We start from the raw sequence: 26,603 nt of genomic DNA, 5'->3' as shown, positions 1-26,603 counted from the left end.
GCATCGCGCCAAAATGGCGTGATGCCGGAACTGACCCCGGCGTATTTATTTCAGTTCGGTAATGAACTGCTCGCGCGGGCGACGCACCTTCTTGAGGTTGACCAGCCAGTCGCCCTCGTCGGCACGGTAGCCCAGCGGCAGCATCACCACCGAACGCAGGCCGCGCTCGCGCAGCTTCAGGATCTCGTCCACCTTGGCCGGGTCGAAACCTTCCATCGGCACCGAGTCAACTTGCTCCTGCGCAGCGGCGATCAGCGCCGTGCCCACGCCAATGTAAGCCTGGCGGGCGGCGTGCTGGTAATTGGTTTCCGCGTCGCGCTGCGGATAGCTGTTCAGCAGCTGCTGGCGGTAGGCTTCCCAGCCCTCGTTCCGGATGCCGCGTTCTTCGTTCACCAGGTCGAACATCTGGTTGATGCGCTCGGCGGTGTAATTGTCCCAGGCGGCAAACACCAACAGGTGCGAGCAGTCGGTGACCTGGGCCTGGTTCCACGCGTGCGGCTTGATCTGCTCGCGCAGCTCGGGGTTGGTCACCACGAACACTTCATACGGCTGCAGGCCGCTGGAGCTGGCCGTCAGGCGCACCGCTTCCAGGATGCGGTCGACTTTCTCTTGCGGAACCGCCTTCGATGGTTCCATCTTCTTGGTGGCGTAACGCCATTTCAGCACTTCCAGCAGATCGGACATGGGGACTCACTTTCTTGTAGGTTGATCTAGCCCCTATATCTAGGCGGCCACAGCCATTTCAAGTCTATTCATTAATGAAGTTTTCGGCTCACTGGCATGCATCCTGCTGTACCACTAACGGCGCTGTTGCCAATGTCTGTAACCGGGGTTGGAAATGAACACTGAAATTGTACGAAAGACCGTCTCCACCGCACTGGTGGCCGCATCGATCCTCGCTCTGGCGCCTGCTGCCCACGCAGCCGCCACCAACGCCAACAAGGACGACCGCCCGTCCTGGCTGCTGGGTGCGCTGAGTATCGTCGTGGCCATCGCCGTACGGCGCAAGACTGTCAACACTGACATGTAAAAAAACCGCCGAAAGGCGGTTTTACATGCAAATTTGACACGTGACTTACATAATGATTCCCTAGGCACAATATTTCACTGGCGGATGCGCGTCCGCTATGCGAGACTCACCATATCTGCTATTGAAAGGCGGTTCGGCAACGCAAGCGCCGTTCCGTCCCCGGAAAGATATGGAAAACCACGCCGCCGAAGTCACCAGCCCGCCGCAAGACGTCCCGCAGTTCAAGCATTACCAAATTCTCGCGCGCCTGGGCGCCGGCGGACACGGCGAAGTGTACGAAGGCTGGGACAGCCGGCTGCGCCGCAAGGTGGCCATCAAGCGCCACCGCGCCCTCGACCCGCTGCGCGACCCCGCCAGCCTGGTGAAAGAAGCGCGCATGACCGCCTCGCTGCACCACCCGGCGTTCGCGCAGATCTACTCGATTGAGCAGGACGACGAAGGCTGGGCCATCGTCATGGAGCTGATCGCCGGCCAGACCTGGCGCCAGCTCGCGCAGGACAAGGAACACCCGCTCGACCTGGCCACCGTGCTGGGCTGGATGGTCCAACTGGCCGAAGCCATGGAAGCGGCGCACGAATCCGGCCTGGTGCACGGCGACCTGAAGCCCTCCAACCTGATGCTGGACCCGGCCGGCAAAGTCCGCATCCTCGACCTCGGCCTGGCCTTCCACGACGATGCGCAAGCCACCACCTCGGTCATGCAGCTGGAGCAGCAAGGCACCATTGCCTACATGGCGCCGGAAGTGCTGCTGGGCGCCCAGCCGGGGCGGCAGTCGGACATCTACGCCATGGGCGTGATCCTGTTTGAATTGGCCACTGGTGCCCGGCCCTTCGGCACCATGAGCGGCTTGGCATTGGCTGCGGCGCAGATGCAGTCCTCGTCTGCAGACTGGACTTTTCCCGATACGCTGCCTGACGAAGTGGTCCAGTTGATTCGCGCCATGACGGCCCGCCGCATTGATCACCGCTTATCAGCTATGCGACAAGTGGGGCAACGCATCATTACGTGCATCCATCAGCTGGAACTCAACTCAACCGGCACTGCGGTAACAGGGCGCACTCAAGGCAGCGGCAATAACAGCTGGGCCAAGTTTCGAGACAAGATCAGCGTCAGGCAGCGCATGGCGCACTTGCTGCCTCGTCGCCGCAGGATTATTGCCGCTGCGGTGTTGGCGATAGGCGCAGGCGTGGGGGGATGGCAGTTGATGACCAAGACTCCGCTACTCGGGACAACCGTTCCAACCTTTTCCAAGGCCCAAGCTATCTCGCGTGCACTGACGGCCCTGCAGCAGTACGAACAGCCTGAGCAACTGGAAGCGGCTGCGCGTGACTTCAGCGCCATTTTGGAAGCAGACCCTGAAAATGCCGCTGCCGTGGCTGGCATGTCCATGGTACATAGCTTTCGCTATGCCAACGATACGCAAGATGAAACCTGGTTGCAACGTGCGGCGGCCAGCGCCCAGCAGGCACTAAAACTGGACAGTCAACTGGCGCTTAGCCATGCCGCTCAATGTTGGGTGCTGGCCAAGCAAGGTCAACAGGAGGAATCGCTGGCTGAGTGTGAGCGCGCGCTGGCATTGGAGCCCGGACATTTTTTTGGCACTTTTGGAAAATCCCAAGCTTTAACCCGACTGCGACGCTACGACGAAGCCCGCCAATGGATCGAACAGGCGATCAAACGCAATCCCGGTCAACGCATTTTTGCGGATTCCCTTGGGGCGGTCTTTTTCGAGCAAGGCAACTACGCAGAGGCAGAACGTGCATTTCGACACAGCATTCAATTGCAGCCGGATTCTGCGTTCGCTTATGCCAGCCTGAATGCCGCCCTCCTGCGCCTAAACCGCAGTGACGAAGGCCTGCGCGTGTTGCAGCAAGGCTTACAGATCCGCCCAAATGGCGTGCTTTACACGAGCTTAGGAAACGCCTTGTTCGCTCGCGGCGACTATGTTGGGGCGGCCGACGCATTCGAACGCGCAGTTACCCCTCCGACCGGCAATCCCAATAGCTACTTACGCTGGGCCAATCTCGGCGATACATTACTCTGGATACCCGGCCGCGCATCACAGGCGCGAGAAGCCTATCAAAAGGCACTTAAACTACTTGAACCTCGCCTGCAGCGCACTCCCAAAGACGCAACCTTGATGTCACGCATGGGATTGTATTCTATACGAGCTGGGGATGCCGAGCGGGGCGTGGGATTGCTAGAAAAAGCTACTTCCGCAGCTCCGACCAGCCCGGATATCCACTTCCGAGCGGGCTTGGCATACGAATTGCTTAAAAAAAGAGAACCTGCGCTTGCCGCACTAGCGCAAGCTAAAAAGAACGGCTACCCGGCCAGTGCAATCGAGTCCGAGCCAGACTTGGTAGAACTGAGACGGGACCCCCGCTACCTGTCCCAATCAACAAATGGAGCCCAACCATGAGCAACAAGAGAAAACCAGGGGACGTTGTCCTCACCGTCATCTTTGATATTGACCAAGATAGCCAGTTGCTGCAGTGGTCTTTCACGATTGACGGCGAACCTATCTCTGGCAAAGGCGTAGAAACTGGGCTGCTAGCCTTCGTCACAGGAGATACGCTCAAACTCGTAGCCATTGCAAAGAGCAAGAACGGAAAGCTGAACCGTGTCACCATTGACGACTGCTTCATTATCACAACGCCGCGCGTGATCACCCGCCGCGAGGACATGGAAAACGCAGGCCAGTTCGCTCCACCATCACCTTTTGCTCGTCAAAATGCGGTAGTCAACTTTGGCACTGGCGCATTTGAGGGGAGTAATGAGGAAGCAGTATGGGTGCCGCCCGTGCAGTTTGATTGCTCAAATCTGGGCCGATGGGAACTGTCCTTCATCATGACCACAACGATCCACCGTACTGGCGATATGCTCGGTCACGAAGAGCGCCGTGTGTTCGGATTTGATCCAGAGTGTGAAGTAGGACCGGGCGGCTAAATGTCGGCCATAGCCGGTACGAAGCAGGCCTTAGCGCCTCGGCACCTATTCTGAGCTGCGCGGCGCAGCGGTCGACAGCGCGGTGGCTTGGCCCATGCACTTTCACAGCAGCGCTCGCCGCACCACCTGCACGCAGCACCTCGGTGCCTGCTTTAAGCTGCAAAGCGCAACGCCCTTTAACTATTCCAAGGAATTAGGTATGCAACACGCACAACAAGAACCAATCTTCTCCAGCATCCGCAAAATTTTTGCTGGCGAAACGCCAGTGCAGAAGCCGGTGGCTGAAATGCGCCCATTGACCCAAGACGAACTGCGTGCAGTGGCTGGCGGCCCAGAATGTGAAGTCGGCAGCGGCCTCTAAGCCATCAACTAATGCCCAACGCCCCTAGGTAACGCCTTAGCGCCTCGGCAGGTGTTCTGAGCTGCGCGGCGCAGCGGTCGACGGCGCCGTCGCAGGCCGCGAGCGCGGTGCGCAGCTCTTCTTCGGCGATCCGCTCGGGTCGCCGGATCTGCGGATGTTCATCCAGCAGCTTGTACATGGTCGGACGGGAAATCCCCAGCGACTGCGCGGCGCTCAGTATGCGCCAGCCGTTGCCGTCCATCGCGGCCAACACCTCTTCATGATCCGGCATCGTCCGCCGCCCGCGCCGCGCTTCCGCCGGCACCGGCGCACCGCTTCCTGCCGTGCTGGCGCCTGCCTGGCCTGCCCCGCCGTAGCCAGCGCGGGCCTGTCCGGCACTGTATGCCGCACCATCCGCCCCGCCCTCGTCATGCTGCGCCGCTGAAGCAGCCAGCCTGGCCGCGCTGCCCTGCGGCGCCGACACGCTGCGCGTGAGCGCCGTCAGCAGCGGCACTTCCCCCATCCGCACCGACAGCAGCGCGCGCCGCACCACCTGCGCCAGCTGGCGCACGTTGCCCGGCCAGTCGTAGCAGGCGCAGTCGCTCACCAGTGCGAACGGGAATTCCTCCGCCGTCGCCCCGCCCTCGGCCAGGAAGTGCTGGATCAGCACGCCGATATCCTCACGCCGCTCGCGCAGCGGGGTCATGGGGATCACATAGCTTTCCAGGCGCCGCAGCAGCGCGTGGTTAAACGAGCCGCCGTACAGGTCCTGGTCGGTGGCGGCGATCAGGCGCGCGCTGCTGTGGCGGTCTGCCGGCGCGCCCACGGGACGGTAGTCGCCGCTTTCCAGCACGCGCAGCAGCATGGGCTGCACCACGGCCGGGGTGTTGCCGATTTCGTCCAGGAACAGGGTGGCGCCGTCAGCCTCGCCGAACAGGCCGATGCGCACGGTCTGCGCGCCGGTGTAGGCGCCCTTGGCGGCGCCGAACAGTTCCACCGCCGCCAGCGATTCGTTCAGGGTGGCCATGTTCACCGCCACCAGCGGCGCGCCAGAACGCGGCCCCATGGCGTGGATGGCGCGCGCGGCCACTTCCTTGCCGCTGCCGGTTTCGCCCAGCAGCAGCACCGGCATATTGGTCTGCGCGGCGGCGCGGATCTGCTCGCGCATCATGATGGCGGCGCTGCCCACGCCCAGCAGCCCGGCCACCGGGTTGTGGCGCGGCAGCGAGGTGGCCCAGTGCAGGCACAGCAGCACGGCGCGGCCCAGGCCCAGCACGGTCCCTTCAGCCACGCGCTCCGGTCCCAGGTGCTGCACGGCGCGCACTTCCTCGCCGTCCAGCTCGAAGATCATGCGGCTGTCCGGCGGCGTCACTTCCACGCCGCCGTCCGGCGTGCGGGCGATGCGCAGCGGCTGGCGCGAGATGCCGCCGTAGCCCAGCGGCAGCCGGTCCTTGCCGGGCCGGCTGAACATGGGCATGAAGCGGCCCAGCTCGATCACGCCGTCGCCGCTGCCGTCCAGGTACTGTTCGCCGATGCGTGCGGCGTCGGGATGCCACAGCACCGTGAGCGCCAGCACCGGCCCGCCGTTGACTTCGGCGTCGCGCAGCGGGGAGGTCAGCGTGTAATCGGTATCGTTCAAGCCTGCAACCAAAGTCTTCTCCTAGTGTAAATGGCAATGTAAAGCCCGCCGCTTGACATGTCAATTAATGAAACGGAATGGTTGCAATATGCAAATCACGCGGTTTCCCCACTCTTGCGCGCAGGCATGGGGATTGCTATTGACATTCAGTAACGATGAATTGCAGGAGCAACAAGATGAAAACACGCAGTGAACTGACCAGTATCCCCATGAACAGCACCTACCAGGACGGCCTGTGCACCGAGGTCGCCGTGGTCGGCGCCGGCGCGGCCGGATTGTACAGCGCCTGGCGCCTGGTGACCGACGGCGGCCTGCCCGGCTCCCAGGTGCAGCTGTTCGAAATGGACGACCGCATCGGCGGGCGGCTGGAGTCGGTCGTCTTGCCGGGCATGGACGTGGTGGGCGAACTGGGCGGCATGCGCTACATGTCCTCGCAGGCCATCGTCGCCACCCTGATCGAGCAGGTGTTCAGCCACGCGCTGGAAAGCGTGCCCTTCCCCATGGGCGACAACGCCCACCTGTTCGCCTTCCTGCGCAAGCAGTACCTGCGCGCCGACGCGTGGAAGCGCGCCCAGGCCCGCGGCGACCGCCAACTCACCCGCTACATGCTGAGCGAGGCCGACATCGGCTACAGCGCCGACCAGCTGTTCAACAAGGTGGTGTACGAAGTCCTGACCGCCGACCCGTGGTTCAACGCGCGCTACGCCGACAAGGTGAAGCACTACGGCGCCTACGACTACACTTTCGAGCTGACCGCCGAGGACTGGAGCCGCATCAAGCCGCAGCTGCGCTACTGCTTCGCCGGTCCCTACCAGGACGCGCTGGTGAACGAGCTGGGTTTCTGGAACATGCTGAAGGACCGCGTGGGCCAGGAGGGCTACAACTACCTGGCCGACGCCGGCGGCTACTACTCCAACACCATCAACTGGAACGCGGCCGAAGCCCTGCCCTACATGGTGGGCGACCTCTCCAACGCCGGCACCGAGTACAAGACCATCGCCGGCGGCTACGACGGCCTCGCCTACGCCCTGGCGGACGCCTACCTGGCCGAGCCGGGCGGCTGCATCTGGCGCGAGAACCAGCTGCTGGGCTTCACGCGTTCGAGCAAGCCGGGCTACCGCTACACGCTGCATTTCCTGAACCGCCCCGGCCGCGCGCCGTGGGCCGTGCACGCCAACAGCGTGGTGCTGGCCATGCCGCGCCGTGCGCTGGAACTGCTGGCGCAGGACAGCTTCTTCTTCCGCAACGAGGAATTGCAGCGCAACCTGGCGGCCGTGATCCCCGAACCGGCCTACAAGATCCTGATGGGCTTCGAGCAGCCGTGGTGGCAGCAGAGCTTCGGCGCGCAGTCCGGCCACTCCATCACCGATCTGCCGCTGCGCCAGTGCTATTACTTCGGCACCGATCCTTCCAACAGCCACTCGCTGCTGCTGGGCAGCTACAACGACATGCGCGCCACGCCGTTCTGGCAGGTGCTGGCGCGCCATCCCGAGCCGTTCAAGCCGCGCGCCACGGCGCTGGTGGCGCCCGCGCAGCTGGAGGGCCTGCAGAACATGCAGGCTTCGCAGCGCATGGTGAACGAGGTGATGAAGGAGCTGCGCGAACTGCACGGCAGCGGCGTGAGCATTCCCGATCCCTACGTCACCTGGTTCAAGGACTGGTCGGCCGATCCCTACGGCGGCGGCTACCACGCCTGGCAGGCCGGCTACGCGGTGGACCGCGTGATGCCCTTCATGCGCAAGCCGGACCGCGCGGAAGCCATCCACATCGTGGGCGAGGCCTATTCGGACCAGCAGGGCTGGGTCGAGGGCGCGTTCTGCGTGGCCGAGCGCATGCTGGAAGAGCACTACGGGCTGCGCCGTCCGCTCTGGCTGGACCCGCGCTATCACCTCGGTTACTAAGGAGTGGACATGCAGGTAGCTTATCAGGTTGAACTGGACCCGCAGCAACTGGAGCTGCGCGTGCAGCTGCACATCTCCGGGCTCACGCCGCGCGAAACCACGCTGCTGGCGCCCGCCCTGGCGCAGGGCGATTATGACTTTGAACAGTTCTGCCGTGCCGTGGCCGACGTGCGCGCGTTCGACCCGGGCACGGACCGGGATATCGAAATGCAGCGCCACGGCTGGTCCTGCTATACGGTGCAGCAGCGCTCGGACAAGCTGGGAATTGCCTACCGCCTGTCCGCGCTGCCGCTGGGCACGGGCGGCGCACCAGCCGTAGCCGGCCGCGAGCGCGGTTTGGGCCGCATCGCGCCGGCCGGCTGCTATCTGCGGCTGGCGCCGCACACCGGACCTTGCCGGGTGCTCTACTCGGTGCCGCGCGGCTGGGCCGTGCGCCATCCTGCCGGTGCATTGGCGCTGGGAAAAAACTACTGGGAATATGCGAACTACGAGCAGCTGCTGGCCGCCCCGGTGTCGTTCGCGGAGGAACGCCACGTGCAACTGGCGCACGCGGCCGGATAGTACTTATTTATAGGCCGGATAGTACTTATTTATAGAAAGCTTCGACCTTGCCGCTCAGCTTGATCAGCATGGGGCGGCCCTTGCGGTCCAGCGATTTGCCGGCGGCAACCTTGATCCAGCCTTCGCTGATGCAGTATTCCTCGACATCCAGACGCTCTTTGTCGTTGAACTTGATGCCGATGTCGTGCTGCAGCACTGGCAGGTGGTGATGCGGGCTTTTCGGGTCGACCGACAGGCGGTCCGGCAGTGGTGGTGGGGTGGTGGTATCGTTCATAGGCCCTAATTATCCACTAAAAAAAGTTTCCCGCCTAGTTGATCCAGATCAAGTTCCCCCGCTGCAATGCGCGGCGCGCTCCGCTATCGTGAAGGTCAGGTCCGGCGCGCGGCCACCGCCGCCCGGCGCCTGCGGGAGACAGCAATGAAACTGACATTTCTGGGCGCCACCGGTACCGTTACCGGCTCGCGCTACGTGCTCACCAGCGGCAGCGAGCGCATCATGGTCGACTGCGGGCTGTTCCAGGGTTACAAGGCGTTGCGCCTGCGCAACCGCGAACCGCTGCCGGTGGCCCCGGGCCAGCTGAGCGCCGTGGTGCTGACGCACGCCCACCTGGACCACAGCGGCGGCCTGCCGCTGCTGGTGCGCGACGGTTTCAAGGGCCCCATCTACTGCAGCGAGGCGACGCGCGACCTGTGCCGCATCCTGCTGCCCGACAGCGGCCGCCTGCTGGAGGAGGAAGCAGCCTTTGCCAACCGGCGCGGCTACAGCAAGCACAATCCGGCGTTGCCGCTGTACACCGAAGCGGACGCGCTGGCGGCGCTGGAGCGCCTCACCCCGGTGCCCTTTGGCCACACTTTCCGCGCCGGCAGCGCCTTCCAGGCCACCTTGCGGCACGCCGGCCACATCCTGGGTGCGGCCATGGTCCGCATCGAAGCGGACGGCGCCAGCGTGGTCTTTTCCGGCGACCTGGGACGCCAGCACGATCCGCTGATGGCCCCGCCCGAACATTTCGAGCAAAGCGACTACCTGGTCATGGAATCGACCTACGGCGACCGGGTGCACAATCCGGAGGATCCAGCCGTGCTGCTGGCGGCCACCATCAAGGCCACGGCCGCGCGCGGCGGCGTCACCGTCATTCCGTCCTTCGCCGTGGGCCGCGCGCAAACGCTGCTGTACTACATGCAGCGGCTGAAGGCGGCTGGCGAACTGCCGCCGCTGCCGGTCTACCTGAACAGCCCGATGGCGGCCGACGTGACCGCGCTGTACCGCCGCCACCGGCACGACCACCGGCTCAGCGTGCACGACTGCGAAGCCATGAGCCACGCCGCCACGATTGTGAACAGCGTGGAGCAATCCATCGATCTGAACCGCCGCCGGCTGCCGATGGTGATCATCGCCGCCAGCGGCATGGCCACCGGCGGGCGCGTGCTGCATCACCTGAAGGCGTTCGCGCCGGACCGCCGCAACACCGTCCTGTTTGCCGGCTTCCAGGCCGGCGGCACGCGCGGCGCGGCCATGGTGGACGGCACCGACGCCGTCAAGATCCATGGCGAATATGTGCCAGTGCGGGCCCAGGTGCTACAGATCGACAACCTGTCGGCGCATGCGGACCAGGGTGAACTGCTGACCTGGCTGGGCGGCTTCCGCGCAGCGCCACGCCGCATCTTCCTCACCCACGGCGAACCGCCGGCGGCCGAAGCGCTGCGCCAGCAGATCGCGCGCCACCTGCACTGGCAGGCAGAGGTGCCCGGATACGGCGACGAGGTCGAACTGCCGCCGCTGCCACGCGACAATGGGGCACCGCCAACCTCGCCGCGTACAACTGTCGGCTTGGGGCGCTCACGGCCCTCTTGAATCGCGCACCAAGGCCCGTCTGCATAGGCCAGAAGACTCGTTCGGCAAGGCTTAGCGGCTCCGCAACAGACGCTCGGCCGCCCGCGCCAGCTGCGGCGCCACGTCGATGCCGTTGCTGACGTGTGCCACGGTGTTGCAGCTGATGATGCGCGCCGGCCCTGCACGGCGCAGCGTGGCCAGCGCGTCGCTCCCGAACAGGGCGTGCACCACCACGCACACCGGTGCGGCCAGGCCGGCCTGCTTCAGCAAGCGCACCGCCGCGGCCATGGTGCGGCCGCTGGAGGCCATGTCGTCGATCAGCACCGGCGTGGCGGCGCCGATGTCGCCCAGCTTGGCGGCGGTGTCGGCCACGCTCACGTCGCGGTCGCCGTGCCGCTGCTTCTCCAGCGCCGTCCAGGGGCACCCTGCCAGGCGCGCCACTTCGCCCACCCACTGCGCGCTTTCGCTGTCCGGCCCCACCAGGTAGGGCCGCGTCACATTGGCCGCCAGCCACAGTGCGATGGCCGGCGCCGACGGCACCGCCTCGGCCGCCAGCGTGTAGGCGTGCCCCAGCGTGGGGTGGCGGTGCAGGTGGGGATCGACCGTGGCCAGCCAGTCGGCGCAGCCCGACAGCAGGCGCGCCACGTGCAGCGAGGTAACGCCCTGCCCCGGCGCGAACGCGGCGTCCTGCCGCATATAGGGAAGATAGGGCAGCACCAGGCCCACACTGCGCGCGCCGAGCTCGCGCGCCACGCTGGCGCACAGGTAGAGCGCGAACAGGCCGGCGTCCGGCCCGTCCGGCGTCGCCACCAGCACCACGTCGCGCCCTACCAGCGCGGCGCCGAAGCGCGGACAGCATTCGCCGTCGGGAAAGCGGTGCAGCAGCAGCGGCGCCGTATCGCACCGCCAGTCGGCCTGCAGCCTGGCCGGCCACGCCTCGGCGCCGGGCAAGGCAAACAGCAGCGGCATCATGGCGCTTCCTCCAGCGTGATCATGTGTTCCTGGCTGCGCGCATAGGCCAGCGCGTATGCCAGTTCGCCCGGCGATTCAGCGTGCAAGGTCAGCAGCGGCTGGCCCACGTCCACCATGGCGCCCAGCGGCGCGTGGAACATCAGGCCGGCGGCGGCCGCCTTGGGCGCGCCGGCCAGCTTGGCGCAGCGCGCCAGGGCGCGGTTGTCGATGGCGGCCACGCGGCCCGCGTGCGCCGCACAGAGATCCTGCGTGTAGGCCGCACGCGGCGGCTCGCGCAAGCCGCCCTGGGCCGCGCAGATGGCCTGCAGCTTGCGCCAGGCCGCGCCGCTGTCCAGCACTTCGGTGGCCTTGGCCAGGCCCCAGCCCGCCGCCGCCTGGCCGCTCGCTTCGAGCAAATGGCCTGCCAGCAGCAGGCCGCGCCGCCGCAGGTCCTGCGGCGCGCCGGGCTGGTTCTGCAGCACGGCCAGCACGTCGAAGGCCTCCAGTGCCGGGCCGATGCCGCGCCCCACCGGCTGGGAGCCATCGGTCAGCTCGATGCTCACGGCCAGCCCGAGCTGCTCGCCGACCCAGCGCAATCGCTGCGCCAGCGCGCTGGCCGCCTCCAGCGAGCGCACCTTGGCTGTGCGCCCCACCGGCATATCGACCAGCACGTGGGTGGAGCCGGCCGCCACCTTCTTGGACAGGATGGAGGCCACCAGCAAGCCGTCGCTGTCGAGGCCGAGCGGGCGCTCCACGCGGATCAGCAAGTCGTCCACCGGGCTGAGCGCCATGGCGCCGCCCCAGGCGATGCAGCCGCCCTCCCGCTCCACCACGCGGCGCATGGCGGCCGCGTCCAGCGCCACCGGCGCCAGCGTTTCCATCACGTCGGCCGTGCCGGCCGGCGAAGTAATGGCGCGCGAGGAGGTTTTCGGTATCACCAGACCGCACGCGGCGATGATGGGCACCACCAGCAAGGTGGTGCGGTTGCCCGGCAGGCCGCCCACGCAATGCTTGTCCACCACCAGCGGCGCGTCCCAGCGCAGGCGCTGGCCGGCCGCCACCATGGCGGCGGTCAGCGAGCAGGTTTCGGCAGCGTCCAGCCGGTTGCCGGAGCAGGCCGCGATCATGGCGGCCAGTTCGATATCGGAGTAGCGCCCGGCGGCGATATCCGTCACGATGGCGCCGGCCGCATCGCGCTCCAGCGGACGGCCGAAAATCTTGGCGCGGATGGCGCCGAACGAAGGCAGCGGCGGCGCGTGCGCCAGGTGCACCAGCGTGCCCTCGGCCGCCTCCAGCGCGCGCCAGGCCGCCTCGGACACGCCCGCTTCATCCAGCTCCAGCAGCGGCGCCACCGCCACATTCAGCGTCGCCACCACGCAGCGGCCGCCGTGGCGGATTTCCAGCCGCGACTGCGCCTCGAAACCTTCGGCTTTGCAGATCGGGCTATCGCTGCGCAAATACACCACCGGCTGCTGGTACGTGTCGATGCCCAGCCGCCGCAAACGCAGCCCGGCCCCTGCCATGTCGCTTTCCGTTATTCCTGCTAGCATGCCTTTCCCCTACACAGTTGCGCATGCTTCCAAGATAACGGCCCCAGCGCCAGAAAGCAGCCGCACGACTTGACCTGGATCAAAGCACCCTGCAATAGCACCGGCGCGGTAACATGGCAGCCATGCCAGCACGCCTTTTTCCCGTTGTTTTATCCGCCTCTGTCCCATGCAAGGCGCGGTCGGCCCTGCTCGGCGCGGCATTGGCCTGCGCTGCGCTGCATGGCGCGGCGCCAGCGAGCGCGGCCGAGCCGGGGCTAACCGGCTTGATCAATGCATACCGCGCCGTGCCGCAGCAGTGCGGCGGCCAGGCCGCGGGGCCCTTGCCGCCGCTGGCGACGCCTTCCGCCCTGTCCTCGGTCCGGCTGGGCACCGGGGCCTTCATCGAACTGGCGCTGGAGCGGGCCGGCTATCCGGTTGAGCAAGCGGCCGCCATTTTCGTGAGCGGGGCGCCGGACGCGGCGGGCGCGATGGCCGTGCTGCGCGAAAAATACTGCCGCCAGTTGCTCAGCCCGCAATTTACGGCGCTGGGCGCGTCGCGGCAAGGCGACGCATGGCAAGTGCTGCTCGCCGAGCCGCAGCGCCCGATTCCCCTGCCCGATCCGGTTGCGGCCAACGCCGCCGCGCTGGCTGCCGTGAACGCCGCGCGCGCGGCGCCCCGGCTGTGCGGCGCGCGCCTGTTCGGCGCCGCCAAACCGCTGTCCCTGAACCCAGCACTGACCCAGGCGGCGCAGGCGCACAGCCGCGACATGGCCGCGCAGCGCTACTTCAGCCACCAGGCGCGCGACGGCAGCTTTGTGGCCGAGCGCGCGGCGCGCGCCGGCTATGCCTGGCGCTCGATAGGCGAGAACATCGCCTCCGGCATCAATACCGCCGAGGAAGCCGTGGCCGGCTGGCTGGACAGTCCCGGCCATTGCGCCAATGTCATGAACCCCGCATTTACCGAAATGGGCGTCGCGTATTCGCTCAATACCGAGCGCCGGATAATGTATTGGACGCAGGTAATTGGTGCAGCGCGATAAGCGTAATGCGTTCGAATCAATCAATTGGTTGATTGATTCGAACGCCGTTATGCCCTTCCGATATAGCTTTTCCCCAATTCGATATAGCTAAACAGGGCAAAAACAACAATGCTGCTCATTGCTGTGATTATTTCCTGAGCGCTAAACACACGTCCGTTTTCCGACAATAAACTCTGTTCAAACTAATAAATCCTTACATGGGAGACGGAGAGAAATGCACATCATCGCCAACGGCCAGCTTCGGCCAAAACGTTTGAGCTACGCAATTGCCCTGGCACTGGCAAGCAATATCGCCCTTGCCCAGGACGCCCCGAAAACCGAGACCCCCGCCAAAGACACGGCCATTCAGAAGGTGGTCGTCAGCAGCACCCGCGCATCGCAGCAAAGCGGTATCGACCGCAAGAAGAATGCCGCCACCGCGCAGGATTCCATCGTGGCCGAAGACGTCGGCGCACTGCCGGACCGGAATATCGGTGAAGCCATTTCCCGCATCGCCGGCATTGCGCTGGACCGCGGCGATTTCGGCGAAGGCGTTTCTGTGGCGGTGCGCGGCAATAGCGCCGACCTGACCCGCGTCGAGATCGACGGCCAGGGCGTGCAGTCCGGCGGCGGCACCGACATGAACGGCGGCGGCAGCGGCCGCGGCGTGGAATTCCGCGAAATGTCATCCGACCTGATCAAGAGCGTGGACGTGGTCAAGGGCTCCACCGCCGACATGACCGAAGGTTCGCTGGGCGGCGGCATCATTATCAAGACGCGCACCGGCCTGGACTTCAAGAAGCCGTTCTACTCGCTGCGCGTGGCTGCGGCGCAAAACTCGCTGAACGAGAAATGGACCCCGGACACCAACCTGATCCTGGCCAACAAGTTCTTCGACGACCGCCTAGGCGTGCTGCTGAACGTGTCCACCTCGCAGGCCAACAACGAGGGCCACTCGCAGCAGGTGGCCACCAGCGCCAACCAGGGCTACGCCCGCGCGCTGGACTTCGACAATTCGCCGAACAAGACATTCTCCTTCAATCCGAGCACCGTCAACACGTCCGATCCGCTGTCGACCACCACCTTGCTGGCCAGTCCGCTGACCGGCGGCGGCTTCTTCAACGCCGCCTCGCCGCTGGACCTGGTGACGCGCTCGGCCAACGCCAAATCCAAGGCCGACTGCTACGCCACCTTCCCGAACCTGACCACGGCGCAGCAGAACGCCATCAACGGCACCACCGCGCGCAACGCAGCCATCAACCAGCGCGGCAACGAGCTGATGACCTGCCTGAACCAGTGGAACGACTACACGCCGTCGCTGGTCCGCTACATCGAGAAAAAACAGATCGACAAGCGCCGTTCGGGCGACCTGCGCCTGGACTTCAAGGTTAACAATGAGCTGACCGTGTACGCCAAGGGCAGCATCCAGCGCCGCCGGGTGGACGATAATTATCTGGTGTATGGCCTGGGTGGCCTGTCGACCAATGCGGGCGTCACCAACTCGCCAACCTACAACGGGCCAACCTTCACCGACTCCGCCAGCGGCGTGCGCAGCGCCGTGCCTGGCTCGGGCTATTTCCTGTATGACACGCCCAGCTTCCGCAGCAACACCTTCCCCGCGACGGGCACGGTGGCCAACGTGGATCCGCGCTCGGTGGTCATGGACGCCAACCACCACGTAACCAAGTTCACCATCAGCGACGGCAGTGCCGGCGTTGACCAGATCCACAACATCATCGAAACCAGCAGCCGCTATCTGCAGGCCGGCGGTACCTACCGCAATGGCCCTCTGCTGGCGGAATTCTTCGTCGGCGACGCGAAATCGGACTTCACGCGTGGCGACAAGCGCACCAGCTGGAGCTACAACTACGGTCCGGCCACGCTGAGCGTGCTGCCAAACGGACTGTGGACTCACAGCTTCCCGCAGGGCAGCAGCTTCGACCAGTCCAATCCGGCCAACTATGCCGTCGCGCGGCCGGCGGTCGCCAACCTGGCCGCCGTACCGGCCTCGGCCACCGTACCGGTGGCCATCCCGGCCTATACCATCGCCCAGCAGCCACTGCTGACCCAGGCGCCGTCGCTGCAGTTCACGCCGCGCGGCAACGAAGGCGGCGAGCGCACCGCCAAGCTGGACCTGACCTACGCGCTGAGCGACCAGGTGCCCTTCCTGTCCCGCATCAAGACCGGTATCAACCTGCGCGACACCACCGGCGAGAGCTGGAACCCGAACGGCGGCTACGTCGTCAAGAGCGCCGTAGGCACCTTCGGCCAGGCCGGCTACGTTCCGGCGGTCAACATGCCGCAATCCATCATCCGCTCGTCGTTCATCGGTTGCGAGAACACCGCCGGCTCGCTGGGCGCTGGCGGCTCGCCGTGCAAATACGGCTATAACCCGAACACCAATACCGCTACCGCGCTGTCCGGCCAGGTTGTAGTGAACCAGAAGCAGTTCCAGGACATCATTACCGCCGCCATGAACGGGCAGCAAAGTACCCGCTTCTTCAATGGCGCCAAGGACCGGCCGGCGGACCTGGTGGAGGGCTGGACCACGATCGACGTGGAAAAGGTATTCGCCATGACTGGCGTACCCAACGTCAACTATGACTGCCTGAAGGAATGCACGGCCAGCGACGGCAAAGTCTACGCCCAGCCTTCCAACAAGTTCTCTGAAAAAGTGCGCTCGGGTTACCTGATGACGGACTTCACGGTAGACCGAGTGCCGTTCACCAGCAAGGCGCTGCCATTCAACTGGGAACTGGAAGGCAACTTCGGCTACCGCATCGTCAACACCAAAGTGAGCGGAACCGGTATCCTGGGCTTCCAGACCATCTTGAAAAACGCGGCGTTCAACCCGAGCAACCCAGACGCAACCACGGGCGTCAACTCCAGCACGCTGATCATACCGACCTCGCTGAACGCCAGCACCACCGACTACATGCCTTCCCTGAACCTGGCATTGTGGGCCGTGCCGGACCAGGTGGTGTTGCGCTACAACCGCGCCAAGACCGTGGCCCGTCCACCGGTAACCTCGCTGCTGCCGTCGGGCACCTGCACCTATGACGAGCGCAAGATCGATACCATCAGTGGCACCGAACTGGACCAGACCTGCACCGGCACCATGGGCAATCCGGCCTTGCGCCCCCAGACCAACTGGAACCAGAACTTGAGTCTTGAGTGGTACCCGAACCGCGACAGCACGTTCAACGTGTCCTACTTCAACCAGAAAGGCAAGATCGGTCCAAGCGAAGTGGTGGGCCGCAGCGACGTGAAGCTGTTCTCGGGCACCGACCTGGTTGATCCGGTTACCGGCAAGTCGCTGGGCGATCTGGACTTCAACTACCGCACCTACGACAACGGCGTGGCGACCACCCGCAAGGGTATCGAGTTCCAGAGCAAGACCGCCTTCACGTTCCTGCCGTCGGTCCTGAAGTACACCGGCCTGGACGCGAACTACACCAAGCTGCGCTCGGCTGTTTCTGCAGTCAACGTGGTGGACCTGATCACCGGCACCCCGCTGCCGCCGGCCCGCGAGTCGAAGTACTCCTACAACGCCTCGCTGTGGTATGACGATGGCGCGTTCTCGGCCCGCCTGGCGTTGCAATTCGTGGCGCAGCAGTTCACCTGCATCGCCGCCTGCGGCAACAACACGGTAAACAATTACCCGAGTTCGCCGGGCGTGACCCGCGTGACGGTCACCCCGTTCAACCCGGGCTCGCCTAACTTCAAGGACTCGACCCGCTTCATCGACGCCAAGATCGCCTACCGCTTTGCCAACGGCATCGAGATCTTCGCCGAGGGCCGCAACCTGGGCAAGGCCACCACCTCCAACAGCCAGGGTCCATACACCCCGTTCGCCGATGGCACGCCTAACCTGCTGGACTACGCTTATGCCGGCCGCCGCATCATGGTGGGTATGACAATCCGCAACTAAGTTCGTTGTTGTTCCTTTCAACCCGGCCGCGTGCCGGGTTGTTTTTTTTCAGAATGCCTATACTTACAGTCACTAAACACTGAAAGGGAACTGGCATGAGCAATACGACTGAAACCGCGCTGCTGGCAGGCGGCTGCTTCTGGGGCATGCAGGACTTGATTCGCCGCTATCCGGGCGTGCTGGCCACGCGCGTGGGCTACTCCGGCGGCGACGTAGCGAACGCCACCTACCGCAACCACGGCACCCACGCCGAGGCCATCGAAATCGTGTTCGATCCGGCCACCATCAGCTACCGCAAGATCCTGGAATTCTTCTTCCAGATCCACGACCCGAGCACGCCCAACCGCCAGGGCAACGACCGGGGCACCAGTTATCGGTCCGCCATCTTCTACACTAGCGCGGAACAGAAGCGCGTGGCCGAAGAAACCATCGCGGTCGTGGACGCATCCGGCCTGTGGCCGGGCAAAGTGGTGACCGAGCTGGCGCCTGCCGGCCCATTCTGGGAAGCCGAGCCGGAGCACCAGGACTATCTGGAGCGCTTGCCCGACGGCTACACCTGCCACTTCATCCGCCCCGACTGGAAACTGCCGGCGCGGACCTAAGACCGGCGCTGGAGGCAGGCCGGGCTACTGCTCCGGCATACCGCGCAGGTGCTCGATATCGGCCACCGCGCTCTTCCAGCTGGCTTCGTCGCCCAGGGCGGCGAGCGTGTCCAGCGGCAGCTCGATTTCCTTCAGCAGCTTGCCTTCCAGCGATATTTTGTAGCGCAGGCTGCTGTATTCGATGTCATACGATTTGCGCAGCCCTTGCTGCCTGACGTAACTTTCTTGTGACATGGCCATGATGATCTCCCAAAGTAAGAACGATAGGCTGCCTTAAGCATAGCAAAATACGGGCGGGGGCGTCGCCGCGTCTTGTCGGCCTAGTCCGACATGGAATTAGGAAGTACGGCGGTATATCCAGCCGGGGAATCCGATTAGCATCAACGGATAACCTCGCAAAAGGAGAACCTCATGCTTAACCGACTCATCACCATGGCCGCAGCGGCGGCAGGCGGCTACCTGCTAGCCAAGCAACTCAAAAAAGGCAAATCCGCGCGGGGAGCATCGTCCGTGAAGGAAAGCATCACCGTCAGCGTGCCGGTGCGCACCGCCTACGGCCAATGGACCCAGTTCGAGCAGTTCCCCACCTTCATGGACAGCGTGCATGAAGTGCGCCAGCTGGACGACAAGCGCCTGCACTGGAAGGCCGACGTGCTGGGCAAGCCGGTGGAGTGGGACGCGGAGATCACCGAACAGATCCCGGACCAGCGCATCGCCTGGCGCAGCACCACCGGCAAGCTTAACAACGGCGTGGTGACGTTTGACGCCCTGTCGGACAATCGCTGCCGCATTACCCTGACCATGACATACCAGCCCGAAGGCACGCTCGAAGCCATCGGCGACGCCATGGGCGCGGTGCGCCTTGAAGCGTCCGGCAACCTGAAGCGCTTCAAGGAGATGATCGAGCAGCGCGGCCAGGAAACCGGCGCCTGGCGCGGCACCATCGAAGACCAGGGCCACGCGCCGACCGCGCATTGATACTGTCAGGGACAGTTGCCGATGACGTAGTAGCCGGCCGAGGTTTGCGCCAGCGTGGTGGTGTAGAAGATGTTGTACAGCCCCATGTTCTGGTTGGAACCCTTGGCCAGCGCGTAACCGCCGCTGTTGACGGCGCGCCCGGCCGTTACGTGGGCGTAGTTGCTGGCCGTGGTGGCGCTGCAGACGTAGCCGCCGCCCGTGGTGGTGGCGTTCACCGCAGCCGAGGCGGCGCCCGCCGCGCCCCCCGTATCTACCGCCCGCACCGTGTAGCTGTAGCCAGTGCCCGCCGCCAGGCCGGTGTCGGTGAAGGCCAGCGCGGTCAGCAGGCCGGCGTTGGCCTGCGTGCCGCCACGGTACACATGATAGCCTGCCGCGCCGGACACGCTGTTCCACGCCAGCGCCACGCTGCTGCTGGTCACGCCGGTGACGTTCAGTCCCGCCGGCGCCGGCAGCGCGCCGCCTCCCCCACCGGACGACACGCGGTCGACCATGCCCTTGATGGCCGCCATCTGGCGCCCGCTCTTCTTGGCGTAGTTGGCGTCGTCATAGCCCCACCAGTCCCAGCACCCGTTCGGATTGCCCGCGCTGCTGGGTGCGGTCTGCGGGTACAGCATGACGATGTTGTTGGTGTCCGCCCACTTGTTGTAGCCGGTGCTGCGGTAGTACTGGTCCTGGATCTTGGTGGCATCTTGCTGGCAGCCGTGCACCACCACGTGCAGCTTGCATTGCTGGCCGCTGGCGCAATTGGCCGGCACGTAGGCCCAGCCGCTGGAGGCCATGCCGTGCGAGGCGGGGCTGGCGATAAACTCGCCCTGGTTGAATTCCACGAAGCTGCCGCCCAGCGCGCCGCTGTTCTTCGCGTTCAGCGGGCCGTAGATCCACTTCAGTATCTCGCCGGCCAGGTCGAAGTTGCAGTTGTTGATGTAGGGGCTGGCCTTGGTGCTGCAGCCGCTGCCGAAGTAGTCGGTCACCATGGCGTGCTCGGAGGCCAGGTTGTTCTTGTAGAAGATACTGGCGGCAGCGATGTAGTTCTTGTAGTAGGTGTCCGCCTCATTCATCACCAGCTGCTTGACGGTGCTGTCGATGGTGCCGGAATACAGGTAGACCCTGGAATTGGCCAGGTTGCCGGTGGGGTCGATCAAGCCTTGGCTGGCCCAGCTGTTGGTGGTCGACACCAGCGTGGCCGTGGCCGGCTTGCTGAACGCGCTGGCGGCCATGCAGGGACCGGCCGCGTTGGAGAGCACGCCTTGGGCGCAGTAGAACGGACCGCCGGCCACGACGCCGGCACCCGCCTTGAAGGTGGCCGAAAACGCCACGTGCAGCTGCACCGCCATGAAGCCGCCCGAGGACAGGCCGGAGACCGAGGTCTTCTCCGGGTCGATGTTGTACGACGGCAGCGCCACGGGTGCGGCCTGTGCCGCCGCGCCCGTGACACCGAGGACAAACAGAACCATGCTGCGCATGCGGAAGCGTCCAGCGAAATTCGTCATTGCGAGTCTCCTTTATCGTTAGCCCCCGAGCGCGCTGCCCCCGAAGGGAGAGCCGATAGTAATAGGAAATATTGCGAATTCGTTAGACCTGGCAGTTCCACTAGTAGTTCTACTGTTGCGCGGCTATCGCTTCCTCTTTGCTAGCGGCCTTGCTGGCTGCTTCAAGTTGCGCCAGGCGTATCCGCATCTGCCGCTCTTCGCTCCAGCGCTGGGTTTCATCGCGCACCACGGCCACGATGGCGGCCACCTTGCGCGCCTCGTCGTACAGCATCGCCACCGTGAACGCGATCGACAGATTGCGCCCGTCGCGGTGCAAGGCGGGCACGCGCAGCACGTCGTTGCCATAGCGCGTTTCGCCGGTGGCCATGGACTTGTTGTAGCCGTCCCAGTGGCGTTGCCGCTGGCGCTCGGGAATGATGATGTCCAGCGACTTGCCCAGCGCTTCCTCGCGCGTAAAGCCGAACATGCGCACCGCCGCATCGTTCCAGACGATGATGGCCCCGGCCGCGTCGCACACCACCACGGCGTCGCCGATGCCTTCCACCAGCTGCTTGTAATCGATAGTCTGCATTACTGACCTCCAAAAAGAACGAGGGCGGAACCGGTCCGCCCTCTTGTTGGCTTAACGTGACTTTATACGGCTTTGGCTTCGTGCAGCGCGGCGATTTCGCGCGAGCTGTAGCCCAGCGTTTCCAGCACCTCATTGGTGTGCTCGCCCAGCAGAGGGGAGCCGGTGATTTCCACTTTCAGGTCGGAGAACTTGATCGGGCTGCCCACGGTCAGGTACTTGCCGCGCTCCTTGTGGTCCACTTCGGCGATGGTGCCGCTGGCGCGCAGCGACTCGTCGTTGGCCAGTTCCTTCATCGTCATCACCGGCGCACAAGGAATGTCGAACTTGCGCAGGATGTTCACCGCTTCGAACTTGGTCTTGTCCGCCAGCCAGGCTTCGATGGTGCCGAAGATGTCGAAGATCTTGTCCTGGCGCGCCGAGGCGGTCATGTAGGCGGGATCGTCGATCCACTCCGGCTTGCCGATGGCGCGGCAGATTGGCGCCCACGCATGGCCCTGGATGGTGAAGTAGATGTAGGCGTTCTTGTCGGTTTCCCAGCCCTTGCACTTGAGCACCCAGCCCGGCTGGCCGCCGCCGCCGGCGTTGCCGCCGCGCGGCACCACGTCGGTGAAGCTGCCGTGCGGGTATTGCGGATACTCTTCCAGGTAGCCCACCCGGTCCAGGCGCTGCTGGTCGCGCAGCTTCACGCGACACAGGTTCAGCACGCTGTCCTGCATCGACACGGCCACCTTCTGGCCCTTGCCGCCGTTGCGGTTGCGCGCGTGCAGCGCGGTCAGGATGCCGATGGCCAGGTGCATGCCGGTGTTGCTGTCGCCCAGCGCGGCAGCGCTCACGGTGGGCGGGCCGTCGTCGAAGCCGGTGGTGGAGGCGGCGCCGCCGGCGCACTGCGCCACGTTCTCATAGACCTTCAAGTCTTCGTAGTGGTGGCCGTCGCTGAAGCCCTTCACGGACGCGACGATCATGCCCGGGTTCAGTTCCTTGATGTGCTCCCACGTAAAGCCCATGCGGTCCAGCGCGCCGGGGCCGAAGTTCTCCACCAGCACGTCCGACTGCTTGATCAGGCGCGTCAGCACTTCCTTGCCTTCGGCGGTCTTGGTGTCCAGGGTCAGCGACTTCTTATTGCTGTTCAACATGGTGAAGTACAGCGCATCCACCCCGGGAATGTCGCGCAACTGCGAGCGGGTGACATCGCCCGCGCCGGGGCGCTCGACCTTGATCACGTCGGCGCCATACCAGGCCAGCAGCTGGGTGCATGCAGGGCCGGCTTGCACGTGGGTGAAGTCGATGATCTTGATGCCTTCTAACGGTTTGGTCATGTTAAGTCTCCTGGTGTTGTTCGATGTTTGACGCGGATTTACTTCTTGCCTGCGGTGCTGGGATTCAGGTTGGTGAGGCGGCCGCTTTCGGTGCCGGCGGTTTCGTCGATGACGGCGTTGATCAGCGCCGGCTTGCCCGCCGCGATGGCCTCCGTCAGCGCCTTGGTCATTTCCTCCGGCGTGGTGACGTGGTAGCCGATGCCGCCGAACGCCTCAATCATCTTGTCGTAGCGGGCGTTCTTCACGAACACGGTGGGCGCCACATCCTTGCCGCCGGTAGGGTTTACGTCGGTGCCGCGATACACGCCGTTGTTGTTGAAGATGATGGTGGTGACGGGAAGCTCGTAGCGGCAGATGGTTTCCAGTTCCATGCCGGAGAAGCCGAACGCGCTGTCGCCTTCAATCGCCACCACCGGCTTGCCGCTGGTGACGGCCGCCCCGATGGCGAAGCCCATGCCGATGCCCATGATGCCCCAGGTGCCCGAGTCGAAACGCTTGCGCGGTTCGTACATGTCGATGATGCTGCGCGCGAAGTCGAGCGTGTTGGCGCCCTCGTTGACCACGTTGATGTCCGGCCGGGTTTTCAGCACGTCGCGGATGGAGCGCAGCGCGCTGTGGAAGTTCATCGGCGACGGATTTTGCGCCAGCATGGCGGCCATCTTGGTCAGGTTCTTGTCCTTGCGCTCGGCGATGGAACCGGTCCAGGCGGGATCGGGCTTGCCGTGGCCGCCGCTGCGGATGCCTTCCAGCAGCGCCGTCACGCAGGAGCCAATGTCGCCGATCACCGGCGCGGCGATGGCCACGTTGCTGTCGATTTCAGTCGGCGAAATATCGATCTGAATGAACTGCTTGGGCACGCCCCAGGTCTTGCCCTTGCCGTGCGCCAGCAGCCAGTTCAGGCGCGCACCGATCAGCACCACCACGTCCGCCTCGGCCAGCACGTAGGAGCGTGCGGCGGAAGCCGACTGCGCGTGCGTGTCCGGCAGCAGGCCCTTGGCCATCGACATCGGCAGGTAGGGAATGCCCGATTCCTCAACGAAGGCGCGGATGTCGGCGTCGGCCTGCGCGTAAGCGGCGCCTTTGCCCAGCAGGATCAGCGGCTTCTTGGCGCCCTGCAGCAGCGACAGCGCGCGCTGCACCGCGTCCGGCGCGGGGATCTGGCGCGGCGCGGCGTCCACCACTTTCACCAGCGAGCGGCGGCCGTGTTCGGCGTCGATCACCTGCGCCAGCAGCTGCGCCGGCAAGTCCAGGTACACGCCGCCCGGGCGGCCCGACACGGCGGCGCGAATGGCGCGCGCCACGCCGATGCCGATGTCCTCTGCCTTGTTGATGCGGTACGACGCTTTGGCGTAAGGCTTGGCCGCGTTCAGCTGATCCATTTCCTCGTAGTCGCCCTGCTGCAGGTCGACGATTTCGCGTTCGCTGGAACCGCTGATGAGGATCATCGGGAAGCAGTTGGTGGTGGCGTTGGCCAGCGCGGTCAGGCCGTTCAGGAAGCCCGGCGCGGACACCGTCAGGCAGATGCCCGGCTTCTGCGTCATGTAGCCTGCGATGGCGGCCGCGTTGCCAGCATGCTGCTCGTGGCGGAAACCGATAAACCGCATACCTTCAGCCTGCGCAAGGCGCGCCAGGTCGGTGATAGGGATGCCCACCAGGCCGAAGATGGTGTCGATATCGTTATGCTTGAGCGCATCCACTACCAGGTGGAAGCCATCGGTCGTTTCGTCAGACTGCGTGCTGTTGGTTGTCATGAGTGTCTCTTATATTTGGTTTAACAAAGGTGTTGAAGCCATCATAGCGACGCCCTTTGTTTTCTCTCATTGACCGCGGTCAAGATTCAAAGGAAGATGTCCAACATTTCCAGATCAGTAATCAGAACTAGGATCAGAGCAAGGTCATGACGCTGCTAGCCAATCACCCCGAACGCAACATCCTGCGCGTGCAACTGCGCCAGAACATCGTGCTGAAAGAACTGCGCGAAAGCGAGATGGCGGCCCTGGAGCCTTACCTCACCGTAGTGGACTACAACAAGGGCGACCTGCTGCTGAACCAGGGCGTGCACGAGATGGAGCAGTACTTCATCCTGGACGGCATCCTGAAGCGCGTGGTCACCAACCAGGAAGCCAAGGAGATGATCCTGCGCTTCGCCGCCGAGCGCGACATCGAAACCAGCTACGCGGCCTGGCGCCTGAAGACGCCCACGCCGTACAGCATCGTGTGCGTGACGAAAGCGCGCGTGGCCAAGCTGGCCATGCCGCAGTGGGTGGCGTTCTTGGAAAGCCACTCGCAGCTCAAGCAAAGCTTCGAATATGAGGTGATGCATTTGATGAGCGAGATCATGGGCCACACCATCACCCTGCATCTGCTGGACGCGCCGGGCCGCGTGCACCGCTTCGTGCGCAAGCACAGCGAAATGTTCGAGCGCTTGCCGAAAAAGCAACTCGCGGCCTACCTGAATTTATCACCGGAAACATTGAGCCGCCTGAAAAACCAGGGCAAGATTTAGCGCCTGTTTTAGCGCCTGTTGCGCCGCAGCGCAGCAAAAACTTGACCGCGGTCAAGAATCCCGAAAACAGATTTATCGCGTTTTCGTGGGTTTTTCATAGGCAATATTCATCAGATTGATACCTGTTATGCGCTGCCTCAATTGGCGGCGCGGTATCGGGCTGCCTATACTCATTTCATACCAACGCGGCGCCAACGATTTTTAACTTCATAGGGAATCAATCATGACCACCATTACCAATAAGCAAACCCATACTGCTGAACAAGCCCAGCCTTTCAGCCTGATGTTCATCATCGAGACCATCTTCGGCGTGCATCTGCGCGAACAGCTGGACGCCAACACCGCCGGCGACAAGAGCGACGCCAAGTACACCTGGGGCATGTAATCTGTGTGCAGTGCGGAAGGCAAAACGGACGTCCTTGTGGAACGTCCGTTTTTTTATCAGGCCGCCATTTTTTGTAGCCTGAGCTGCCCTCTCTCCTCGGTCATGGTCCGTTCCAGCAATTTGACCAGCGCATAGACCGCGTCAATATGAGGTGTGGCGGTATCGGTAAACCGCCCCAGTTCAACCACCGAGCCGACCAGCGCGTCGATTTCCGGCCCGCGTCCCGCCTCGACATCCATCAGCATCGACGTCTTGTGCCGCCCCACTTTCTCGGCGCCGGCAATCCGCTTGTCCAGCGTCACGCGGAACGTCACGCCCAGCTTGTTGGCCACCGCTTCCGCTTCCTTCATCATGTCCGCCGCCAGCGAGCGCGCCACCGGATACTGGCAGATGCCCTCCAGCGTGGCATGGCACAGCGCGCTGATCGGATTGAAGGTGAGGTTCCCCCACAGCTTCAGCCAGATCTCGGAACGGATGTTGTCCAGCACCGGCGCCTTGAAACCGGCCCTGGTGAAGCACTCCGAAATGGCCTGCACGCGCGGCGTGGTGGACCCATCCAGCTCGCCCAGCGGAAAGCGCTCGCCCTCCACATGCCGCACCACGCCGGGCGCCACCAGCTCCGAGGCCGGATAGACCACGCAGCCAATCACGCGCGACGGCGGGATGCGCACCGCCAGGCTGCCGTCCGGGTCCACGCTGTGCACCGTGCGCCCTTCCAGGTGGCCGCCGTGCTGGTGGAAGTACCAGTACGGTATGCCGTTCTGCATGGTGACCACGCAGGTGTCCGGCCCGAACAGCAGCGGCAGCTGGTCCGCCACCGCCGCCACCTGGTGCGCCTTCAGCGCCAGGATTACCACGTCCTGCGGCCCTGCTTCGGCGTAATCGTCGGTGGCCGCCACATTGGTGGCCACCTGTTCGCTGCCGTCATGCTCGATCAGCTTGATGCCCTTGTTGCGGATCGCCAGCAGATTGGCGCCCCGCACCAGAAACGTCACCTGCTCGCCTGCCAGGGCCAGCCTGGCCCCCACCAATCCTCCTATTGCCCCCGCCCCTACTATGGCGATTTTCATTTTC

Annotated in this window: 24 protein-coding genes; 13 read left to right on the top strand and 11 right to left on the bottom strand. The window is 64.4% G+C overall.

Features of this window, described 5'->3' with window-relative positions:
- Window positions 1–45: 45 nt before the first annotated feature.
- Window positions 46–684: an NAD(P)H-dependent oxidoreductase gene (locus AC6H42_RS27390; protein WP_057155429.1), complete on the bottom strand. Its 639-nt coding sequence runs from the start codon at window positions 682–684 to the stop codon at window positions 46–48.
- 154 nt (window positions 685–838) lie between these two features.
- Here AC6H42_RS27390 and AC6H42_RS27385 point away from each other — a divergent pair, with 154 nt between their 5' ends.
- From AC6H42_RS27385 to AC6H42_RS27370, 4 genes are all read left to right on the top strand, one after another.
- Window positions 839–1,030 (top strand): hypothetical protein, encoded by a 192-nt coding sequence (locus AC6H42_RS27385; RefSeq protein WP_057155430.1) that lies wholly within the window; start codon window positions 839–841, stop codon window positions 1,028–1,030.
- 169 nt (window positions 1,031–1,199) lie between these two features.
- Window positions 1,200–3,452 carry a protein kinase domain-containing protein gene (locus AC6H42_RS27380; protein WP_497549392.1) on the top strand — a complete coding sequence of 751 codons (2,253 nt, stop codon included), beginning with the start codon at window positions 1,200–1,202 and terminating at the stop codon, window positions 3,450–3,452.
- Window positions 3,449–3,979, top strand: a complete 531-nt coding sequence (locus AC6H42_RS27375) for a hypothetical protein (RefSeq protein ID WP_057155432.1) — start codon at window positions 3,449–3,451, stop codon at window positions 3,977–3,979. The genes AC6H42_RS27380 and AC6H42_RS27375 overlap by 4 nt, the downstream gene beginning before the upstream one ends.
- 94 nt (window positions 3,980–4,073) lie before the next feature.
- The gene (locus tag AC6H42_RS27370) at window positions 4,074–4,340 is read left to right on the top strand and encodes a hypothetical protein (RefSeq protein ID WP_157200931.1); all 267 of its coding nucleotides are present in this window, start codon (window positions 4,074–4,076) and stop codon (window positions 4,338–4,340) included.
- Window positions 4,341–4,344: 4 nt separating this feature from the next.
- On the opposite strand, the gene AC6H42_RS27365 is transcribed toward AC6H42_RS27370, so the two are convergent.
- Window positions 4,345–5,958, bottom strand: coding sequence for a sigma-54-dependent transcriptional regulator (locus AC6H42_RS27365; protein WP_497549391.1), 1,614 nt, complete (start codon window positions 5,956–5,958; stop codon window positions 4,345–4,347).
- A 176-nt stretch (window positions 5,959–6,134) separates the two neighbouring features.
- Here AC6H42_RS27365 and AC6H42_RS27360 point away from each other — a divergent pair, with 176 nt between their 5' ends.
- Both AC6H42_RS27360 and AC6H42_RS27355 read left to right on the top strand, forming a co-directional pair.
- A complete protein-coding gene (locus AC6H42_RS27360) occupies window positions 6,135–7,859 on the top strand; it encodes a flavin monoamine oxidase family protein (RefSeq protein WP_057155434.1) in 1,725 nt (574 codons plus the stop codon).
- 9 nt (window positions 7,860–7,868) lie between these two features.
- On the top strand, window positions 7,869–8,420 hold the full coding sequence (locus AC6H42_RS27355) for a M61 family metallopeptidase (RefSeq protein ID WP_057155435.1): 552 nt from the start codon (window positions 7,869–7,871) through the stop codon (window positions 8,418–8,420).
- Window positions 8,421–8,445: 25 nt separating this feature from the next.
- On the opposite strand, the gene AC6H42_RS27350 is transcribed toward AC6H42_RS27355, so the two are convergent.
- Window positions 8,446–8,694, bottom strand: coding sequence for a DUF3297 family protein (locus AC6H42_RS27350; protein ID WP_028833860.1), 249 nt, complete (start codon window positions 8,692–8,694; stop codon window positions 8,446–8,448).
- A 144-nt stretch (window positions 8,695–8,838) separates the two neighbouring features.
- On the opposite strand from AC6H42_RS27350, the gene AC6H42_RS27345 reads away from it, so the two are divergent.
- Complete coding sequence (locus AC6H42_RS27345; RefSeq protein ID WP_497549390.1) at window positions 8,839–10,272, top strand: MBL fold metallo-hydrolase; 1,434 nt, start codon at window positions 8,839–8,841, stop codon at window positions 10,270–10,272.
- A 51-nt stretch (window positions 10,273–10,323) separates the two neighbouring features.
- Here AC6H42_RS27345 and AC6H42_RS27340 read toward each other — a convergent pair whose 3' ends face one another.
- Together AC6H42_RS27340 and AC6H42_RS27335 are read right to left on the bottom strand one after the other, a co-directional pair.
- On the bottom strand, window positions 10,324–11,223 hold the full coding sequence (locus AC6H42_RS27340) for a ribose-phosphate diphosphokinase (RefSeq protein WP_497549389.1): 900 nt from the start codon (window positions 11,221–11,223) through the stop codon (window positions 10,324–10,326).
- Window positions 11,220–12,752 carry a thymidine phosphorylase family protein gene (locus tag AC6H42_RS27335; protein WP_497549388.1) on the bottom strand — a complete coding sequence of 511 codons (1,533 nt, stop codon included), beginning with the start codon at window positions 12,750–12,752 and terminating at the stop codon, window positions 11,220–11,222. The genes AC6H42_RS27340 and AC6H42_RS27335 overlap by 4 nt, the downstream gene beginning before the upstream one ends.
- A gap of 263 nt (window positions 12,753–13,015) precedes the next feature.
- Between AC6H42_RS27335 and AC6H42_RS27330 the strand changes: the two genes are divergently transcribed.
- The 3 genes from AC6H42_RS27330 to msrA all read left to right on the top strand — a co-directional run bounded on the left by AC6H42_RS27330 (window position 13,016) and on the right by msrA (window position 18,283).
- The gene (locus AC6H42_RS27330; RefSeq protein WP_229418174.1) at window positions 13,016–13,771 is read left to right on the top strand and encodes a CAP domain-containing protein; all 756 of its coding nucleotides are present in this window, start codon (window positions 13,016–13,018) and stop codon (window positions 13,769–13,771) included.
- A 253-nt stretch (window positions 13,772–14,024) separates the two neighbouring features.
- Complete coding sequence (locus AC6H42_RS27325; protein ID WP_229418175.1) at window positions 14,025–17,681, top strand: TonB-dependent receptor; 3,657 nt, start codon at window positions 14,025–14,027, stop codon at window positions 17,679–17,681.
- A gap of 95 nt (window positions 17,682–17,776) precedes the next feature.
- The gene (gene msrA / locus AC6H42_RS27320) at window positions 17,777–18,283 is read left to right on the top strand and encodes a peptide-methionine (S)-S-oxide reductase MsrA (RefSeq protein ID WP_497549387.1); all 507 of its coding nucleotides are present in this window, start codon (window positions 17,777–17,779) and stop codon (window positions 18,281–18,283) included.
- A 24-nt stretch (window positions 18,284–18,307) separates the two neighbouring features.
- Here the strand turns inward: msrA and AC6H42_RS27315 are convergent, their stop codons facing one another.
- Window positions 18,308–18,523, bottom strand: a complete 216-nt coding sequence (locus tag AC6H42_RS27315) for a hypothetical protein (RefSeq protein ID WP_057155440.1) — start codon at window positions 18,521–18,523, stop codon at window positions 18,308–18,310.
- Between the two features lie 171 nt (window positions 18,524–18,694).
- Here AC6H42_RS27315 and AC6H42_RS27310 point away from each other — a divergent pair, with 171 nt between their 5' ends.
- A complete protein-coding gene (locus AC6H42_RS27310) occupies window positions 18,695–19,261 on the top strand; it encodes an SRPBCC family protein (protein ID WP_057155441.1) in 567 nt (188 codons plus the stop codon).
- A gap of 5 nt (window positions 19,262–19,266) precedes the next feature.
- Here the strand turns inward: AC6H42_RS27310 and AC6H42_RS27305 are convergent, their stop codons facing one another.
- The 4 genes from AC6H42_RS27305 to oxc all read right to left on the bottom strand — a co-directional run bounded on the left by AC6H42_RS27305 (window position 19,267) and on the right by oxc (window position 24,389).
- The gene (locus tag AC6H42_RS27305; protein WP_497549386.1) at window positions 19,267–20,751 is read right to left on the bottom strand and encodes an extracellular catalytic domain type 2 short-chain-length polyhydroxyalkanoate depolymerase; all 1,485 of its coding nucleotides are present in this window, start codon (window positions 20,749–20,751) and stop codon (window positions 19,267–19,269) included.
- A 109-nt stretch (window positions 20,752–20,860) separates the two neighbouring features.
- On the bottom strand, window positions 20,861–21,322 hold the full coding sequence (locus AC6H42_RS27300; RefSeq protein WP_057155442.1) for a PAS domain S-box protein: 462 nt from the start codon (window positions 21,320–21,322) through the stop codon (window positions 20,861–20,863).
- A gap of 62 nt (window positions 21,323–21,384) precedes the next feature.
- Window positions 21,385–22,638 (bottom strand): formyl-CoA transferase, encoded by a 1,254-nt coding sequence (frc, locus tag AC6H42_RS27295; RefSeq protein ID WP_057155443.1) that lies wholly within the window; start codon window positions 22,636–22,638, stop codon window positions 21,385–21,387.
- A 38-nt stretch (window positions 22,639–22,676) separates the two neighbouring features.
- The gene (oxc, locus tag AC6H42_RS27290) at window positions 22,677–24,389 is read right to left on the bottom strand and encodes an oxalyl-CoA decarboxylase (protein ID WP_057155444.1); all 1,713 of its coding nucleotides are present in this window, start codon (window positions 24,387–24,389) and stop codon (window positions 22,677–22,679) included.
- A gap of 146 nt (window positions 24,390–24,535) precedes the next feature.
- On the opposite strand from oxc, the gene AC6H42_RS27285 reads away from it, so the two are divergent.
- Together AC6H42_RS27285 and AC6H42_RS27280 are read left to right on the top strand one after the other, a co-directional pair.
- Window positions 24,536–25,144, top strand: coding sequence for a Crp/Fnr family transcriptional regulator (locus AC6H42_RS27285; RefSeq protein ID WP_057155445.1), 609 nt, complete (start codon window positions 24,536–24,538; stop codon window positions 25,142–25,144).
- 223 nt (window positions 25,145–25,367) lie between these two features.
- Complete coding sequence (locus AC6H42_RS27280; protein ID WP_157200932.1) at window positions 25,368–25,529, top strand: hypothetical protein; 162 nt, start codon at window positions 25,368–25,370, stop codon at window positions 25,527–25,529.
- A gap of 56 nt (window positions 25,530–25,585) precedes the next feature.
- Here AC6H42_RS27280 and AC6H42_RS27275 read toward each other — a convergent pair whose 3' ends face one another.
- On the bottom strand, window positions 25,586–26,599 hold the full coding sequence (locus AC6H42_RS27275; protein WP_057155446.1) for a 2-dehydropantoate 2-reductase: 1,014 nt from the start codon (window positions 26,597–26,599) through the stop codon (window positions 25,586–25,588).
- Window positions 26,600–26,603: the final 4 nt, after the last annotated feature.

The sequence above is a fragment of the Massilia sp. NBRC 108631 genome, assembly GCF_059704565.1.
The sequence above is the reverse complement of the archived record's forward strand: the minus strand, read 5'-3'. Positions and strand labels throughout refer to the sequence as shown.